This is a genomic window from Streptomyces sp. NPDC002156 (assembly GCF_053593675.1).
In genome coordinates, this window is sequence record NZ_JBSFDA010000016.1 from 34,677 (window position 1) to 50,561 (window position 15,885).

The window sequence follows — 15,885 nt, forward strand, 5'->3', positions numbered from 1 at the left end:
CGCATACCGCAGCCTGATCTGAGCCTGCGCCACGCGCCCTGGAAGTGATGATCAGGCTCTGTTCCACAGCCCGGGCGGGCCGTGGAACAGCTAGTCGCGCGTCGCGAGCGGCAACTACTCAGTGTTTTCCTGTGCTGCCGGAGCTGGGGCCGGGGCAAGTGGTAGTACGTACTCCTCGGCCAGCTTCGCAAGGTGCAGCGGGAGCGGCCGGGAGAGGGGGTGGTACTCGTCGTGGAAGCGCAACTGGTGGGCAGCCGCCGCTACCACGGCGGGCCGGTCCGGGATGGTGTCGGTGCGTCCGGCAGACGAGAGGGCCTCCTCGGACAGACATCCCAGCACGGTGAGTTCCAGCGCCTGGGGGTTCCAGGCCGTGGCTGCGGGGCCGTGTGGCCAGTCCTTGTCGGGGACCAGCTTGCGGAGGTCGCGCCGTACCGTGCCGGCGGTCGGCGGTTTCCCCACGGTGCTGGCGAACACCCGGTTGTCCCGGCCAGCGTCCCGTGCCGACCAAAGGCCGGCGGAGAATCCCGGAGTCTCCTCGTCAGTCTCACCAGGTGCGTACCACTGGGGCGTCTCGCCACGGCTGTTGGCGTCCCGGAGCAGCACCATCCGTAGGTCGGCCCCATAGAGTGCGAGCCGCGCGGGCGGCTCCCCGTAGAAGGTGACCATGTCCCTAACCAACTGCCCATTGTTCAGGCCGGGCCAACACTCCCGTAGGTTGCCGCTGTTGGCCAGTAGCAGGGTCGGCCGGTCACGCACCTGATAGAGCAATGACCTTATCTGGCGTTCGACCTCGTCGCGCCGCCCATCGGTGGTCGAGGCGTCCCAACCCGATCGGGTCTGCGTGGGGGCTTCCAGCGCAGCGCCGTCGGCAGCGAGAGTGAGCAACAGCTGGGCGTACGGCACCCACTCCTTTCGGGCGTCGTCCCAGCCGCGTACGGGATGCACCGGATCACGTGGCCGGATCCGGAGGGCAACCAAGTGCTGTCCCGCTTGCCGGGTCGGCCCGTTGGCCTGTCGCCGGACGTGCCAGAGCGCGAGGTACTGGAGATCGTCGCTCAATTCCTCGTCCAGCTGTTGGTCCGGCGGGACCACGGCACCGAGCTGGCGCATTCCGTCAGCGAAGGCGGACTTGGCGCGCAAAGCCACAGCCCCGTCTGCGTCCTCCGGAACCACGATGAACTGGCTGACCCGGCGAGCTGCAGCGCAGCCGTGCCGCAGAGCGGACTTGGGGTCGTGGTCCTCTTTGGAGAATCGGTCGGGGCCGAGGATCTCCACGAGCGCCAGCCCCGCCGGACCCGTTCGGGTACCGAGTTGTGCGGCCGTCCGCGCGGCGCGCCTGCGGACAGGCTCGGCCAGTGCTTGGGCCCGTGACTGGCCGGATAGCCTGGCGATGTCCAGTGGGGCACCCAGGTCCCCCAGGGGCCGGGCACGGAGCACGACACGCAAGCCCCCTTCCTGCCACTCCTGGTCGCCATCCGCTCCACCGGCAGCAGCCGGGAGGCCCAGCCCCTCGCAAAGCGCCGCGATCAACGCGTCCCGCGTCTCCTCCGTCTGCCAGAGCAGGTCCACCAGCAGCGGCTGCCCATCGAGGGTCGCACTCACCGCGTTGCGCCGGGCTTGCACCCGGTGCCGGGAGCGCGTTTCCTGTTTCTCCGGGTCGTTCGTCTGCAAGGTGGGCAGGAGGACAGGCTTGGACTTTCGGTGCGCGCGTTCAAGGTCGGGCACCCGGCGCAGGACGGGGCGGAGAGCCTCCTCGACCCAGCGGTCGAGCAGCGACCGTTCGAGCGGCATGATCCCGGCGCCGACGCCGTGCCGGCCCATCGCGGTGCTGTGCAGGATGCCCGCGGCAACCCCGTCCCGGCCCTCGATCCAGTCGACCGGTTCGGCGATCAGCTCGGACGGCTTGGGGTAGACACGCAGCACGTCCAGTTCGGGTAACAGGCCGACCAGGCTCTGCCGGCTCCAGGCGAGCATGCCGAGGCGGCGGTCATAGGCAAGGGAATTGGCGGTGAGCCGTCGGCGCGGACCACCGGCACCCGGCCACGGCAGCGGCGCGTCGAGCAGAACGGTCGCGCCACGGCCTTCTGGCAGCCGTACGGGCGATCCGGTGGCCCAGCGGCGGATTCCGTACGAGACGTGCAGGCGGAACCGCGCGGCGAACGGCACCGTCTGAAGGGTGATGGTCACCAGCCCCGAGTAGTGCCAGGTTCGCTTTCCCCGGGTGTACGACCGCGGCGGCCAGCTGACCAGCTCGACTCCTTGTTCACGGGTGACCAGCCGAAAGGAGAGGTCGATGCCGTCGAGGCGGAGCGGGCGAACGGCGAGCCTGGCACCGATCCGCTCGGGGAGCAGGTGATAGAGCCTGCGGTCGGGCTGGGCTGTGCCGCCCGGGGAGAGTTCCGCAGCCGTGAGGTCCACGGACTCGTTTCGCCACTGCGGGGTGTGATCGTCGATCAGCGCCAGTGCCCGGTCCAAGGTCGCCCGGTGATCGGCCATACGCTCGGCATCGGGGTCGGTGCCGGGCGGCAGAGTCATCACCCAGGAGGCCAGCAGCGGGGCGACCAGTTCAGCCGGCATCTCCTCGGACGCGTAGAACCAGGGCGCCTCGGCGCTGCTTCCTGCTCCCCGGCCGGTAGCTACCAGTCCCGGGGCGGTGGCCCGCAGCAGGTCGTTGAGCTTGCTGATCGGCAGGCCCACCGGTTGTTCCCGGCGGCGCCACCGCCGCCGGTACAGGTCCATGAACTCGGTCCTCCATTCCTCGGAGAAGCTGATGACCCGGTACTGCTCGGTCCAGGGCCCGGCCTGCGGGTCCGGTTCGTAGGCGGTGGTGCTGATCAGGTGGTACATGCGGTGTTCCTTTCGTCGGCTGTCCGGGTGAGGCAACGGTCGAGAGCTGTCCACATCGGCCGGTAGAGCGCCTGGACGATATGGCGGTCGTCGGCAGGCTCGGGGGTGCCCGGGGTGAAGTAAGGCTTGAGCACGGCATGGATGCTGTGCAGGAGGCTGGTTTCCGAGGTGTCCGGCAGGTTGGACGGCCCCCCGGCGGCCAGGTTGGGCGAGAACGCCGCGTCGACGAAGGCGACTCTGGTGGGCACCGCACCGCGGACGGAACGGCCGATCACCTGCCAGATCAGAACGAGCAGATCCCAGGTGACCTGCTCCCGGTCGTCGTCCAGGCGGCTCCACGCCATGCTCCTGGCGAGCACCCGGTACCACTGGGAACGAGCCAGGTCCCTGACCTTGCGGGCACCGAGTCCGAGACTGGGCTCACTCTGAACCCAGTCGGCGAACTTCCCGCTGTCCATGGCCCGTACGATCCAGTCGTTGATCGCGTGCACTGCGAGGCCGAGATCATCTGGACGCGGATTGGGGCGGGCGAGGAAGTAGATCGACCCGATCGCTGCATGCTCACGGTTGAGGTCGAGGATGTTGTGTCCGCGCTCGACCGCCAGCAGTGGCGCCACCAGGATTTCGGCCCGAGTGGTGGCCAGCGTCTCCACATCGCCACGGCGCAGCACGGGCGCGTGATGCTCATCGTCGTCCGACCAGGTGCCGGCTTCGGGATCGTCATCGGATGCCAGCCGACGGACCCTGCCCTTCCAGCGCTTGTTCAGGGTATGCAGGGTGTCTGCCACGACCTTGGATTCCTCATAGCTGCCGACGAGCAGCAGGATGTGGCGACGGCTCTCCGGGAGAAGCGTCAACTCCTCCCGAAGACGACTAATACCGGCGTCCTCCCTGCCGAGAGCGATGACCATCCGGCGCAGGATGTCCGCCCGCTGGTCAAGTGGTTCGCCAGAGAGCCGCTGTGCCTCGTACTGCTCATCGCACGCGCATCCCGCGCGGCATCCGCAACCGTCGCGGATGAACTCGAAGCGGAACTCGCTCAGTTCGGCGATCCGGTCTAACTCCTCCGGGGCCGGCTCGATGATCACGCCGATGTCCACCGGGATGTGGTACCGACTGGAGCTACCTGCCCAACTGCTGCCCGACATCAGGAGGACGTTGGTGCCGGGGAGGCCGTCCACCGTCGGCAGGTCTGGCATCGCACGGAGCAGTGCCCGGCCGACCCCACTGCACCGGAAGAAGCGCAGTTCCCCGGTACGCACTCCGCCGGGGTCGGGGCCGTCCATCAGGAACTGGAAACCGATCACGTTGCCCATCGGCGCCTCGGGCACCATGGGCCCGTAGTCGAGCGGCCTGCGGTACATCTCGTTGAAGCCCAGGTTGAGCGCTGCTGCGGCGCGCGGCCACATGGCGTTGATCAGAGCTAGTTTGGGCTCCAGCGCGCTGAGCAGCAGGGTGAACTCGAAGCGGGTCATGAGCAGCTTGAGCCATACGTCCGGGCTTTCCGGAAGGTGCTTGTTCCTCCGGCGCTTGGCCTTCTTCCGACCCTTCTCACGAGGCTCCGACTTCCGCAGCCGCTCCCCACTGGCGAGGACACGCAGTTCCCGGTAGCGCTCCTGGCCTTCTTCAGTGGGCTCCAGCAACGGGTCGAGGGTGAACAGGTCGCGGAGCATCTGCTCCAGCCTCTCCCGAGTGCGCTCGCGGCGGTTGGTGTGCAGGAGTTCGCCAAGCAGGCCGGTGAGTTCGACGCCGTCCTCGGTGAAGCGATGTCGGTCGCCGAACGGGTTCTCCCGGAAGGCGTCGAGGATCTCGGTGAGCCGCAGCCTTGACGCCCGATGCGAGTGCTCGGTGGCTTGTTCCGCCGCCTCTGCCGGTGTGTCCTCGCGGTCCTCCGGGAGCGGGTATCGCTCCTCCAGCAGACGGAGTTGAAGCGTCCATGCACTGAAGTACCCGGTCCTGACCCAGTCGCGCAGCTCGACGTCGCGGACCAACATGGCGACCAACCGATCGGCGGCGGTCTGGGTGGTATTGACGGCGGCCGACCAGTTCTCCACGTCACGGTCGGACAGCTGGATCCCACCGGCACCGGCCAACTCGCGGATGCGGTGCTGGTTGACGTCGTGGAGGAAGGACCGGGTGTCCGAGCCGCCGCCGATCAGCGGGATGGCCGGCGCGAACATCCGGTCGAACTGCATCTGGACCCGATCCGCCTCGTCCACGATCACCAGATCGCTGCGTCGACAGGCAAGTTCGAGGTAGCGGATGTTCTCGGGGTTCTGCGGGTGTGGCACTTTGGAGTCGACCAGGCTGGCGGGCGTGGCGACCCAGAGGGCCGCGCTCACCAGCTCACGGGCCCCGTGATGGCGGGGACAGGCAGACCAGAAGGGGCAGGCCAACGGCTGCCGTCCCCACGAATCCTCCGCGAGGTCGCGGCGGCGGCTGGGCTGCTGCAACCTGGCGCAAGGCGCCTCGCCGAATCCCAGTAGGTCGTCGTCGAGTTGCACTTCCGAGTACCGCAGCGCGTTCAAGGCGCAGGACGTACTCAAGTACGCGAACGCGGGGTCGTCATGGGCGAGCAGATTGCGCCTGCCACGGCTGGCCAACCGCCGGTGCAGCCGTTCGGCGTGCTGCTGGCGGCCCGACGCACCGAGCACCGGGGCGGCCGATCCCGGTACGTACGTGTTGTACAGCTCAACCAGCTTGAGCTGTTCTGCGACGTCCCCGACAACAATGGTCGCCCGGAGACCCTGGCCAGCTAGGTGTACCGCCAGTACGTCCCGCAGGGTGCTCTTGCCTGCGCCGACGATGCCCAGCAGGTGCTGGATCCGTGCCACCTCGAAGCTGTCTGAGCAGCGGAACTCGCCTGCCTGGCGGGTGAAAAGGTGGATCGCCCGAAGTCGCTTGGTCCAGTTCTCGGGTTTCACCGAATCCATGAACGCCGCCGTTTCCAGCAGGTCGTCCCACAGGAAGGACAGTGGCTCACCGCCATTCGCGGGCGGCGCCGCGAGGTCATGGCTGACCGGAGACGGCAGAGCCGACTCGGGCAGTTGGACAGTGGTCAGGTCTCGGCCGATCGGGAAGGCGTGCCAGCCAGCCTTCGCGAACGCCATCGGCCGTCCGGCGAAAGCCGGTGCTTGGTGCAGCAGCCGCTCGTAGGTCTCCCATCGGTTCGGCGCCACCGACAGCGAGAGTCGGCGGACAGCTGGAAGGTCCGGGTCGACAATCTCGTAGCCACGGATCTGGCGGTCGAGCAGTTGGTACTCCTGGAGCGCCTCGGTCCAGGCCATACGGCGGCCCCAGGTCCACAGCGTATGCCGGGCTGTACGAAGGGTCTGTTCCCCGACCGCATCGACGGCGCCCCAGGCTCGCGCAAACGGGTACCCGCTGAACAGCGTCCACGCGTCCGCAGCCGGTGTTTCGGCCGCGAACGTCTCCTGGAGCAGCAGCCCTACCTCGATCTCGCACAATGAGACGAGCCGGGCTCTCTTCATCTGCGGGGCGGCGTCCGACAGAAGGGAGACCACCTCGCTCAGGGGCTGGGTGGTACTACGCATGGTTCCTCCTCGGTCGACCGGCCGGTCCCGGTGCGGTGAAGTCACTCGCGGACAACAGGCGCACCTGTGCGTCCGCTGGCAGGGCACGGTCGAATTGCTGGCGATATCCGGGACGCGCCGCCACACCATCCGGCACCACGATGTCCAGCGGTCTGCCGAGCAGGGCAGCGACCTCCGCTGCCCGCAAGGCGGCTGGCCCCGGCTGTACCCGGTCATGGACCTGGAAGGCGCGGACGGTCACGTCCTGACCGGTGATGCGGTGAACGCCCAGGCTCAGCGGAAGCAGCTCAACCTGATCCGTGAGCCGGGATCGGACAGCCTGCTCCGTGCGGCCTGGGAGCGCTAGGAAGAGCCGGAGGGCGAGCGGCAGGGCAAGGGCCGACTGGGGCTCGTGAGTCGTTTCGAGTTTGTGGTCCCCCGGCGGACAACCGCCCTCGCACCAGGGACCACCCGCCGTAACAGACTTGGCGAGCAGCCCGCAGCCGGTGCAGCAGTGCACCAGTCCGTCGGACAGGAAGCGGTCGGGCACGGCACTGTAGAGCCCCTTGACCAGACTCCAGGTCTGAGCGGTGGTCGGCCGCAGCAGCTCCATCGGGTCGGGCCTGAGCATGACCGGCCGACGGATGAGGAAGTCACGGCAGGCCGCAAACCGTTCCTCGGTGCCACAGGCGCCGGCGAGTCCGGCCAGCAGTGTCTCGGCTTCCTGCTCCGGCACACCGTGCGGGCCGAGAGAAGCCAGTTCGGCGCAGGTCCGGGTCGGCTCACCCGCCGTGGGATGGATCAGGCGAGCGCCCGCGATCAGGAAACCGTCCGGGAGCTCCAGTCCCCATTCCTCCGGTCCTCGCTCCCGGCACCAGGACATCAGGTCCGGTACTCCGGCGGGTACTGGATGACCCTGGGTTATTCCGGACAGCACCATTTGGTCCAGGGCGAGCTGAACTCTGGACGGGTAAGGCAGCCGGAACGCCGAGGACCGGGCAATCGAGGTCAGCTCGATCACACCGCGCGCCACCCCGACCAGCAGGTCAATGTCCGTCCGCTTGTCCTCGGTCACAGACCCGCCCCCGGTCCAGGCGGCAGCGACTGCCGCGCTGAGCACCACCGCGCCACCTCGCAGCTGGCGCACTCGTTGCCGGGAACTGCCTTGAAGAGCGTCTCCGTATGCCAACCTGAGACCTGCTCGCGCAGCACCGCCTCAGCGGCGGCACGGGTTGAGTGTGCGAACGGGTCGAGCGTGCGCAGGTCGGCTCCTCCAGGGCGCAGCAGCTCCAGCTCGACCCGTCCTCGGGCCTGCGGGCCGGGCAGTGCGCCACTGCCGATGATCTTTACGGCCAAGGCCAGCTGGGGATAGGCAGCAAGTACGTCGCGGCGGGGGCGGTCGCTGGCGGAGGTCTTGGTCTCCCGCCAGACCCAGGAACCCGCGTCCTGGTACAGCAGGTCGGGGTCCGCCAGGACAAGCAGGTCGGCTGCGGGGTCGTCGAACGCCAGCCGGGGTTCGATCCGGATCTCCGACTGCGGTCCGACCGTACGCAGCGGGCAGACCTCGGCATGGTGACGGAGCAAATCGGCGCCGAGCTGCCGCTCCTCATCGAAGAGCCGGTATCCCTCGGGCACCCAGTCCGCCGGAATCTCGGGCGTGCACGGCGTGCGCTGCTGCCGGTTGTGCCGCTCGGCGAGGAACGCATGTACCGCCCGCCCACGTTCAACGGCAGCGCCCCTCTCCACTACGTCATCGGTCGGGAGCCGCAGGCCACGCAGATAGCCGCGGGCCGGGCAACTCTGGTGGCCTCGACCAGTGGTCGAAGACCAACTGCGCCGCGGCCGACTCCGGTCGGTCAGCCCCAGCAGCCCCGCGGCCTTCGGAAGTGCCGGGCAAACCGGCGCGACGACGCACGAGGCGCAGGCGGTGCCGGGGCGGTACTCCTGGCTGTCGAGCAGCGCGCGGACAGCGGGTGCCCCGTCTTCCCTGTATACGGCCAGGGCTTCGTCCCGGGTGCCCTCGAAGACCGGGCCCATGCGGCCGTCAGACAGGGCAAACTGAACGACCTTGACTCGTTCCAGCCGAGGATCGAAGTCGCCCTCTGCCACAACGAGCGCAGCTATCGCGCGTTCCGCCTCGCTGCGGGCACGGAGACGGTTAACTGGCAGGCGCAGCTCCCGCAGTCGACCGTCGGTGGACTCCAAGCAGCGTCCCCAGGCGGTGATCCGGTACTCCACGGTGGCCTGACCGTTGCCGGTAGCTTGCTGATGCTTGTAAATCCAGGGTGCATGGGCGAGACGCAGGTCCGGGTCCCTAGGAAACGCCTCTCGGTACGTCCGCAGCGCATGCTCGGTCCACTGCCGTACACCGTCGTGCAGCGGACGTTGCCGACCACTTCTGGATGCGCGCGGCAACGGCTCGTCCACCGGTCTTTCAAACTCGTCGGCTGCAGCCATGAACGGGCCATGGGGGAATGGATCCAGTACCTCCGGTTTCCAGGCGGACCGGGCGCGCGGCTTGAGTCCGCGTGCCTTCAGCACGTTGGACGCGGGGCACTGGTACCGCTCCGGGCCGAACATGCTGAGCCGCATGGTGACGACGGCGGAATCCCCAACCAGGCCAGCGGGTGGCCAATTCTCTGTCATAATTTCCTCACTTCTGCACCCCGAGACATGTGTCGAGCCGATCGGGGATTTACTTTTCCTTACGGAGGGACACGTTGTTTCCTGGCATTCTCCTTGACGGTCGTTATCGAGTGCTACGAAAGCTCGGAAAAGGCGGTGAGGGCGAGATCTTCGCGGCGCTGGACGAGCAGCGCCGTTGCGAAGTGGCGGTCAAATCACAGTTCCCTCGTACCTTCGAATCAACAACCGCTTACGCCTCCGCCGCTCTACCCATGGAGAACGAGCTCGAGCGGCTCCAGTTCATGCGGCGCGTGCCGGGAATCCCCCGAGTGATGGGGAACGGCCACTATGGGCGGAACAGAGGCCGGTACATCGTGATGGAACTGGTCGAGGGCCTTACGGTCGAGTCCTGGATCACCGACCACCACCCCGTTCCGGCGGCTGCGGCTGTGTCGGTCGTCGCCCAGCTCTGCAAGATTCTGGACAGCGTGCACGATGAGAAATACGTGCATCGGGATGTCACGGCGAAAAACGTGATGATGCAGTTCGACGGTCGGGTCCGGCTGCTGGACGTGGGCATCTCCGGCGTGGCCGGAGACATCAACGACGATCCTCGCGGCACTCCCGGTTACGCGCCCCCGGAGCAGTACGACCGGACGGCGGTGCTCGCTCCGCAGGTCGACGTCTTCTCCCTTGGCGCGATGCTGTTCGCAATGCTGGGCCCGGAGCTGCCGTACAGCAGTTTGGAAGGCCCGCCTGACGCCACGACCCCGGCCTTCCCTAAGGGCATCCGCGCCGAGATGCCCGAACCACTCCGGAGCCTCGCGCTCGCCATGGTCTCCGTCGACCCGCGCGAACGGCCGGACGGCGTGGCTGAGGTGCTGGGCTACCTACGACCGATGCTGCCCGAGCCCGGTTCCCCTGCCTCTCCGAAGGCGACGCGCCCCGATCCGACGGCCCCCTACCGCCTCGGGTTGTCCGTGCCGTAATTCGCTCCAGGGCTGCACGGTGCCGGGTCGCCGTCACAGCAGGTACCTCAGACGCTCAACAGCCGCGTCAAGGTCGCTTTCGCCCAGTTCTCCCAGCAGGACTTGAGCCCGATCGATCGCCTCCTCGGCCTCCCGGGGCCGGTCGGCATCCCGGAGCGTGTCCGCGAGCCAGACCAGCGTCCGGGCCTCCCTGCTGCCGTAGGTCATCGACTGGTACAGACTGCGAGCGCGCTCGAAGTCGGCAACGGCGGCCTCGTGGTCACCCAGCGCCAGCCGGATCCGGCCCAGGCTGAACAGCACATGCGCCAGGCCGTTGAGATCATCCGTGCCTTCCAGCAGCGTCAGCGACCGCCGGCAGTACTCCAGCCCCGTGTCGTACTGCCCGAGGTCGTAGCGGGCACTTCCGATCCCGTTCAGCGCAGCACCTTGGCCGAGGGGGTCACCGACTTGCTCGAAGGCGGACAGAGCTGCAGTGAAATGCTCCAGCGCCTCTCTTGGGGCACCGCTCTCGCGTAGCAGGACGCCGAGGATGTGGCGCGCCAGAGCGGCGCCCAGGACGTCTCCGTCGTCCTCGCTCACCCGTACTGCTCTTCGTAGTTCACGCGTTGCCCGTGGAAGGTCCGCGAGGCTTCGGTGGGTGCCGGCGAGCATCCGGTGGACCATGGCCACGTCGGCCGGACTGGCCTCGCGACCGGCGGCTTCAAGGGCGCTGGTCAGGTATTTGAGCGCGTCTAGATTGCGCCCGGATCGCCATTGGAAGGTCACCAGGACCATCGACAACAGCCACGTATAGCGGTCGAGTCCGCGCTTCTCGGCCAGCCTGACCGCAGCCGTGAGGGTCGAGTACTCGGCCTCGAACCAGGACATCGCATCCACAGCACGCGCCGGAGTGACCACCTCAAGATTCGAGGCTTCGCCGATCGGCAGTCGACGGCCGGGATCCAACTTCCGGTCACAGGCCCACGCGTTGTGCAGCAGGAAGCGCAGCACCCGCTCCACGACCCGGGAACGCTCGTCTTCGTCTTGCTGGTCTGCCAGTTCGCTGGCGTAGACGCGCACCAGATCGTGCAGGGAGTACCGTTCGAAACTCGGCTCGGTCACCAGGCTCATCCGCATCAGCTCGTCGATCGCGTCGTTAACGCCGATGGCGTCGTCCGGCTCTAGCGCTCGCAGCGCCGCCCAGCTGACTGTCGGTCCCGGATGGACCGCCAACTGCCAGAGGAACTTCGCCGCAGCTGCCGACAGCAGCTTGTGGGACGCCTCCAGCAACAGGCGGACGCTCAAGTTCTCTGACCTCAGGTCGAGTGACCGCAGCCTGGTGCTCTCGTGCCGCAGGTCGCGGACCATGCCCGCGAGCGCCTGGGATGGACGCTCCGCGATCCGCGAGGCCATGATTTTCAAGGCCAGGGGCACACCGGCACAGTGCTCAACAAGGTCACTGATGAACGGAACGGCCGTGCGCATCCGATCCTCGCCCAGTCGCGTACGCAGCAGTTTGGTGGCGTCGTGCCGGTCCAACGGAGCGAGGTTGACGAGCTCGGCTCCCTCCCTGATGGCCAAGCCGTGCAGCTGGCGGCGACTGGTGACGATAGCCGCGCTAGCCCCGAGTCCGGGGAGAAGTGGGCGTACATGGTTCTCGTCGCGTGCGTTGTCCAGGACCAGCAAGACCGCGCGGTCCGCGAGTGCGGTCCGGTAGGCGGAGACCATGCCGTCCATTGTCGGAGTCGCTGGGCGCACCCCGAGATCGTTCAGGAACCTGGCTAAAACGGCGTCGGGCCGCTCAGGCTCGCCTGACGAGAAGCCGCCGAGGTCGGCATAGAGGGTCGCGTCCGGGAAGCTCGCCTCGACATGTACTGCCGCTCGCCCGGCGAGGAAGGTCTTCCCGACACCGGGCATGCCAGTGACCACGGCGAGCCGACTTCGACCGGCCGTCCGGCCCAGCAAAGTCTCCGCGAGCTGATCAAGCTGGGGCTGGCGGCCGACCATGTCGACGGCCTGCGAGGGAAGCTGTCGGGGCTGCGAGCGGGCCGGCGTGGTCGAAGCACCGACAGGCACACTGCTGAGACCCCCCGTCTCGCCGAGGAGCAGCAGGTGAACGGTGGACCGGCCGAACCGATGCCCCCAGGAGGCGAGCAGTGGCTCGACCTGGTCCTGCCTCCCAAGGCTGACCAGGGCACGCACCTTGACTTCGACCAGCCTCTCGTTCTCGGGCCAGCTGGCCAGCCCCGAGTCTGCTCGCTCCAGCGCGGCGCGCGCCTGCCCGCACTCCAATTCGGCGAGTGCACAGGCAGCTGTCGCGTTCCGCAACTCTGCGATGAGTTCGACACGCTTCTGTTCGAACCCTTCGCCTGGCATGTCCTCCAGTGGCGTTCCCCGCCACTCGCCGAGCGCGGACCGGAGCGCCTTGAGTCGGACCGAGGAGTCCTCAGTGGCGTTCGCCGTACGCTGGAAGTCCTGGAAGCGGACGTAGTCGATCTTCCGGGGATCGACGTCGATCTGGCAGAATCCCCGGTCATTCGACTGAGCGATATCTGGCATGGCGATCCGCAATTGAAGAGATGTTTGTCGAATTCGATTGGCGTTCGATTCTTTATCTGGCCACAGGAAGCGCGTGACACTGGCGTGCGAGGCACGGAATCCAGGCGCCATGAGCAGAACGGCGAGAAGTTCGCGGGCTTTAATCGACTTGATCGCGACCGATCGTTCACCCCGCAAGGCAACTACCGGGCCCAGCACGCGTAATTCCATGATCATTATCTCCCAGTCACCCATACCCACACGCCGCTATCGACCTGATCGGCCGGCACTGGAAAAGCATGCCACGGAGCGCCGGGCGCACATTAACGGTCAGCTAACGCTCACGGTTTGGCAGCCACCCGACTCATCTGCAACGCTTCAAACATTCCACCCCGACCGCTCCAGCGGATCGCCGGAGACGTAGGCCATTTATGGCGAAGGTCAAACCCCGAACGGGGACCGAGAGCACCACCCGGGCGGCGGGAAACACACCACCTGAGCAGGGAGAAATCCATGAAGCCCAGACAGCGAAAGCCTACCCAGCACGACACGAGCCGCCCCGCGCGGACCCGGCGGCCCAAGGCAACGGTGCCTCCCCGGCGTCGACGGCGCCCCCGCCCGACACCTCAGCCGGCACCTCAGCCGACTTCGGCCGCACTGCGCGGTCGAGCCTGGAAGCCGGTCTGCCCTACAGCCCAACGGGCCTACGAAGCCGAACTGTTCGCCGAACTCGAGTAAGGCCGGGGTGCTGCGGCGACCAGACTGAACCGCGCCGGTCAGCGCGGAAGCGGGGCCGGGGGGAGTGCGTGGGGGGCGAGACCCGGACCTCCCCCCGCGCTTCCGGGGCCGCCAGAATTCTTGATCCGTTGGGGGCGGGTGAGGACGGTTGTCGCCGGGGACACGGGGGATGATCTTGGTCAGACAGAGCCCAGCCCACGTGTAGGGGGCTGGGCTCTGAGCCTCGGTGTACGGCTAACCGGTGGTTCGGAGGAGCTTGTCCAGCGCCGTCACTGGGGAACGAGGGCACATGGCGCGGCGCGCATCAAGCGCCTCTTCTCACCGCTGGGTCAGGCCGCTCATGATGCGCCTGCGCATGCCCGGGGTGACGTGGGCGTAGCGGGCGGAGACTGAGCCATCGATGTGTCCCATGCCCTCGTCCATGAGGACCTTCTCGGTGCCCAGGTCCTCCACGTGCGTACGGTGGGAGTGCCGCAGTCCGTGTGGGTGAGGCCCTCCGCGATCGGGAGCCAATGAGAAACCGCCATCGTGGTCTTTGCTGGTCAGCGGGGCTGGTGTGATGTTCGGGTGGGCTGCTCGTGCTGATCGGGAGCGTGATCGTCCGTCACCAACACGGCGCAGCGAAGGGTGAAGCCGATGGCCAAGCCCACGGAGGAGCAGAAGCGGCAACGAGCCGTCAAACGTGCTCTGCGCTCGGCCCTCGATGCCGAGGCGGATGACCTTCGGCGCCGCGAGTGGGATGAACGGTGGAAGCGAGAAGGTACGCGCCTCAGCTGGGCGGACTACATGGCCGGTGAGCCCTGTCGAGGCTGCGGAGAGCCCATGCAAGACGGGCTGGGGGACTGGTATCCCCTCATGAAGTTGTCCGAGTCGGAGAAGCGCGAGTACGAGGAAGCCAACCAGAGGTTCCGCGAGCGGCACGCCGACTGCCGGGGTGGTCGGTGGAGCATCAGCGGTTCTCGGGTGACGCATTGCGGCTTCTGTTGCCCGCCACCGCCGATGGGGCCGAAGCAGATGGAGAAGCTCGCCAGGCTGTTCTCGTCCTGGCCCTCACGGGAGGAAAGCAAGAAGGACCTCGATACTTGGGACCTCACTCTCCGTTGCGACCATGTGGTGCCCCAGATTCAGCATCGCGAGCACAGCCACGTTTCCACCCGCGTCGTCGACTGCCCGGAATGCGGAGAGCGTCGCGGAGTAGTGAGCAGTGAGCGGGTAGGGCCCGCGTACCGCGACGACGGGACCATCCATGAGCGCTCGGCAGCTGATCGAGAGCGGCTCGCCCGGGAACTGGCAGACGCCGAGGCGAAACTGACCCGTCAGCAGAAGAGCGCGGCGGCAACCCAACGGCGCATCGCCGAGCTCCAGGATGAGCTCGGAAGCGAGTCTTGATGAGACGAAGCCCGGTCGGCGGCGCCGCGTCTTTTCTCGGCGTCGCTTCGTATGGGCTGCCGACCGGAAGCCCTCGTGTATCGCGGTGTCAGGACTCAGCGGCCGAATCACGCCCCGGCCAGTGCTTCGGCGGGGCGACGGCCGGGTCCGTGATCCGGAGCCGGTTCTGCCGGGTCGGGTCGATCGATGTCAGGGCGACGAGACGCTGGCCGTCGGCTGTTTCGAGTTCGGACAGGGCGTGGGGAAGAGCAGCGCAGACGGTGGCGATCGCCGTGCCCAGACCGACCAGGCCACCGTGCTTGTTGTTCTGGCGGTACTCGATGCGATGCAGGCCCGACTGTGCGATGGCCACCACTTCGAGTGGCCGGCTGAGTTGCTTGGTGTCGTTGGTGATGACGATGTCGAAGTCCTCGGCCTGGGCCCTGGCGTACAGCTCGATGTCCTTCGTGCCCGTCCAGCCCTTGAGGTCATGGACGTGGACGACGTCGTGTGCCTTCAGCAGGATCCGGACGATCTCGGCCATGGGGCGGGGCACGTTCTCGTCGAGCAGCAGTTTCAAGCGACGACCTGCCGGGGCTCGCTGCTGCCGTAGCTGTCGACGTACTCGCTGAAGTCGGCCGCATCGCGGGCGGCCTCGGCCGTCACGCCTGGGTAGAACTCACTGATCTGAGCCGGTGGGACGCCGTCCCTCACTAGGGCTGCGACATCTGACGCGGGGATCCTGGTGCCTTGGATGACCGGTTCGCCGCCTCGGACCGACTCGTCGACAGCGACGTGCTCACGGGGGGTGAGCAGAGCGGGAATGCTGCGGCCGTCCTTGTAGAAGGGAGCGAGCACATCCACCATCTGGTGGATGACCACGTTGCCCCCCTTGATCAGGTCTACGGCGTGGTCGGGCTCGGCCAGATAGATGGTGTCCGGGCCCGCGACGAGTTTGTACGAGGAGAGGTGCTCCCACTCGCCGAGGTCTTCCCGGAGCGCGTTCAACGCACGGCGGATCTTCTGCAGCGAAGCCTCTTCGCGCAGCTGCACACAGATGCGGAGTGCGACAACGTCGCGGAACGAGTAGAGGATCGGCCTCTCGCTGGAGATCTCGGGCACGAGCACGGCGCCCTTGGGCCCGGAGGCTCGGCGCCAGTGGGACAGCTGGCGCAGCGTCGCGCCGGAAAGAGCCGCAGCGAGTTTGGGTTCGTACGACACCGCGCGCGCCTCCTTCCGCCCCTGCCGATACGGGCCTGAACGTACCC

9 protein-coding genes and 1 pseudogene are annotated in these 15,885 nt (G+C 67.4%); 2 read left to right on the plus strand and 8 right to left on the minus strand.

All coding sequences use genetic code 11. The features are described from left to right. Window positions 1-114 precede the first annotated feature (114 nt). The 4 genes from ACWCRB_RS10045 to ACWCRB_RS10060 are packed head-to-tail and all read right to left on the minus strand — an operon-like array spanning window position 115 to window position 8,972. Window positions 115-2,847, minus strand: a complete 2,733-nt coding sequence (locus ACWCRB_RS10045) for a pPIWI_RE module domain-containing protein (protein WP_450995586.1) — start codon at window positions 2,845-2,847, stop codon at window positions 115-117. After that, window positions 2,835-6,401 (minus strand): pPIWI_RE_Z domain-containing protein, encoded by a 3,567-nt coding sequence (locus ACWCRB_RS10050; RefSeq protein WP_450995587.1) that lies wholly within the window; start codon window positions 6,399-6,401, stop codon window positions 2,835-2,837. The genes ACWCRB_RS10045 and ACWCRB_RS10050 overlap by 13 nt, the downstream gene beginning before the upstream one ends. Further along, window positions 6,394-7,455 (minus strand): pPIWI_RE_Y domain-containing protein, encoded by a 1,062-nt coding sequence (locus tag ACWCRB_RS10055; protein ID WP_329219676.1) that lies wholly within the window; start codon window positions 7,453-7,455, stop codon window positions 6,394-6,396. The genes ACWCRB_RS10050 and ACWCRB_RS10055 overlap by 8 nt, the downstream gene beginning before the upstream one ends. Beyond that, the gene (locus ACWCRB_RS10060) at window positions 7,452-8,972 is read right to left on the minus strand and encodes a PD-(D/E)XK nuclease family protein (RefSeq protein ID WP_450995588.1); all 1,521 of its coding nucleotides are present in this window, start codon (window positions 8,970-8,972) and stop codon (window positions 7,452-7,454) included. The genes ACWCRB_RS10055 and ACWCRB_RS10060 overlap by 4 nt, the downstream gene beginning before the upstream one ends. Window positions 8,973-9,100: 128 nt before the next feature. On the opposite strand from ACWCRB_RS10060, the gene ACWCRB_RS10065 reads away from it, so the two are divergent. Beyond that, window positions 9,101-9,994 carry a serine/threonine protein kinase gene (locus tag ACWCRB_RS10065; RefSeq protein ID WP_450995589.1) on the plus strand — a complete coding sequence of 298 codons (894 nt, stop codon included), beginning with the start codon at window positions 9,101-9,103 and terminating at the stop codon, window positions 9,992-9,994. A 33-nt stretch (window positions 9,995-10,027) separates the two neighbouring features. Here ACWCRB_RS10065 and ACWCRB_RS10070 read toward each other — a convergent pair whose 3' ends face one another. After that, the gene (locus ACWCRB_RS10070; protein WP_450995590.1) at window positions 10,028-12,742 is read right to left on the minus strand and encodes an AfsR/SARP family transcriptional regulator; all 2,715 of its coding nucleotides are present in this window, start codon (window positions 12,740-12,742) and stop codon (window positions 10,028-10,030) included. Between the two features lie 741 nt (window positions 12,743-13,483). After that, window positions 13,484-13,761: pseudogene (locus ACWCRB_RS10075) on the minus strand (LacI family transcriptional regulator); the annotation flags it as partial. A 124-nt stretch (window positions 13,762-13,885) separates the two neighbouring features. Here ACWCRB_RS10075 and ACWCRB_RS10080 point away from each other — a divergent pair. Then, the gene (locus ACWCRB_RS10080; RefSeq protein ID WP_450995591.1) at window positions 13,886-14,638 is read left to right on the plus strand and encodes a hypothetical protein; all 753 of its coding nucleotides are present in this window, start codon (window positions 13,886-13,888) and stop codon (window positions 14,636-14,638) included. An 88-nt stretch (window positions 14,639-14,726) separates the two neighbouring features. On the opposite strand, the gene ACWCRB_RS10085 is transcribed toward ACWCRB_RS10080, so the two are convergent. Next, window positions 14,727-15,197 carry a DUF5615 family PIN-like protein gene (locus tag ACWCRB_RS10085; RefSeq protein ID WP_450995592.1) on the minus strand — a complete coding sequence of 157 codons (471 nt, stop codon included), beginning with the start codon at window positions 15,195-15,197 and terminating at the stop codon, window positions 14,727-14,729. Further along, entirely contained in the window at window positions 15,194-15,838 is a 645-nt protein-coding gene (locus ACWCRB_RS10090) for a DUF433 domain-containing protein (protein WP_450995593.1), read from the minus strand. The genes ACWCRB_RS10085 and ACWCRB_RS10090 overlap by 4 nt, the downstream gene beginning before the upstream one ends. Window positions 15,839-15,885 lie beyond the last annotated feature (47 nt).

What these genes read in the sequence shown, in the direction of transcription:
- ACWCRB_RS10050 (WP_450995587.1), bottom strand. Translation starts at nt 6,401, where the DNA reads ATGCGTAGTACCACCCAGCCCCTGAGCGAGGTGGTCTCCCTTCTGTCG.
- ACWCRB_RS10045 (WP_450995586.1), bottom strand. Translation starts at nt 2,847, where the DNA reads ATGTACCACCTGATCAGCACCACCGCCTACGAACCGGACCCGCAGGCC.
- ACWCRB_RS10080 (WP_450995591.1), top strand. Translation starts at nt 13,886, where the DNA reads ATGGCCAAGCCCACGGAGGAGCAGAAGCGGCAACGAGCCGTCAAACGT.
- ACWCRB_RS10070 (WP_450995590.1), bottom strand. Translation starts at nt 12,742, where the DNA reads ATGGAATTACGCGTGCTGGGCCCGGTAGTTGCCTTGCGGGGTGAACGA.
- ACWCRB_RS10060 (WP_450995588.1), bottom strand. Translation starts at nt 8,972, where the DNA reads ATGCGGCTCAGCATGTTCGGCCCGGAGCGGTACCAGTGCCCCGCGTCC.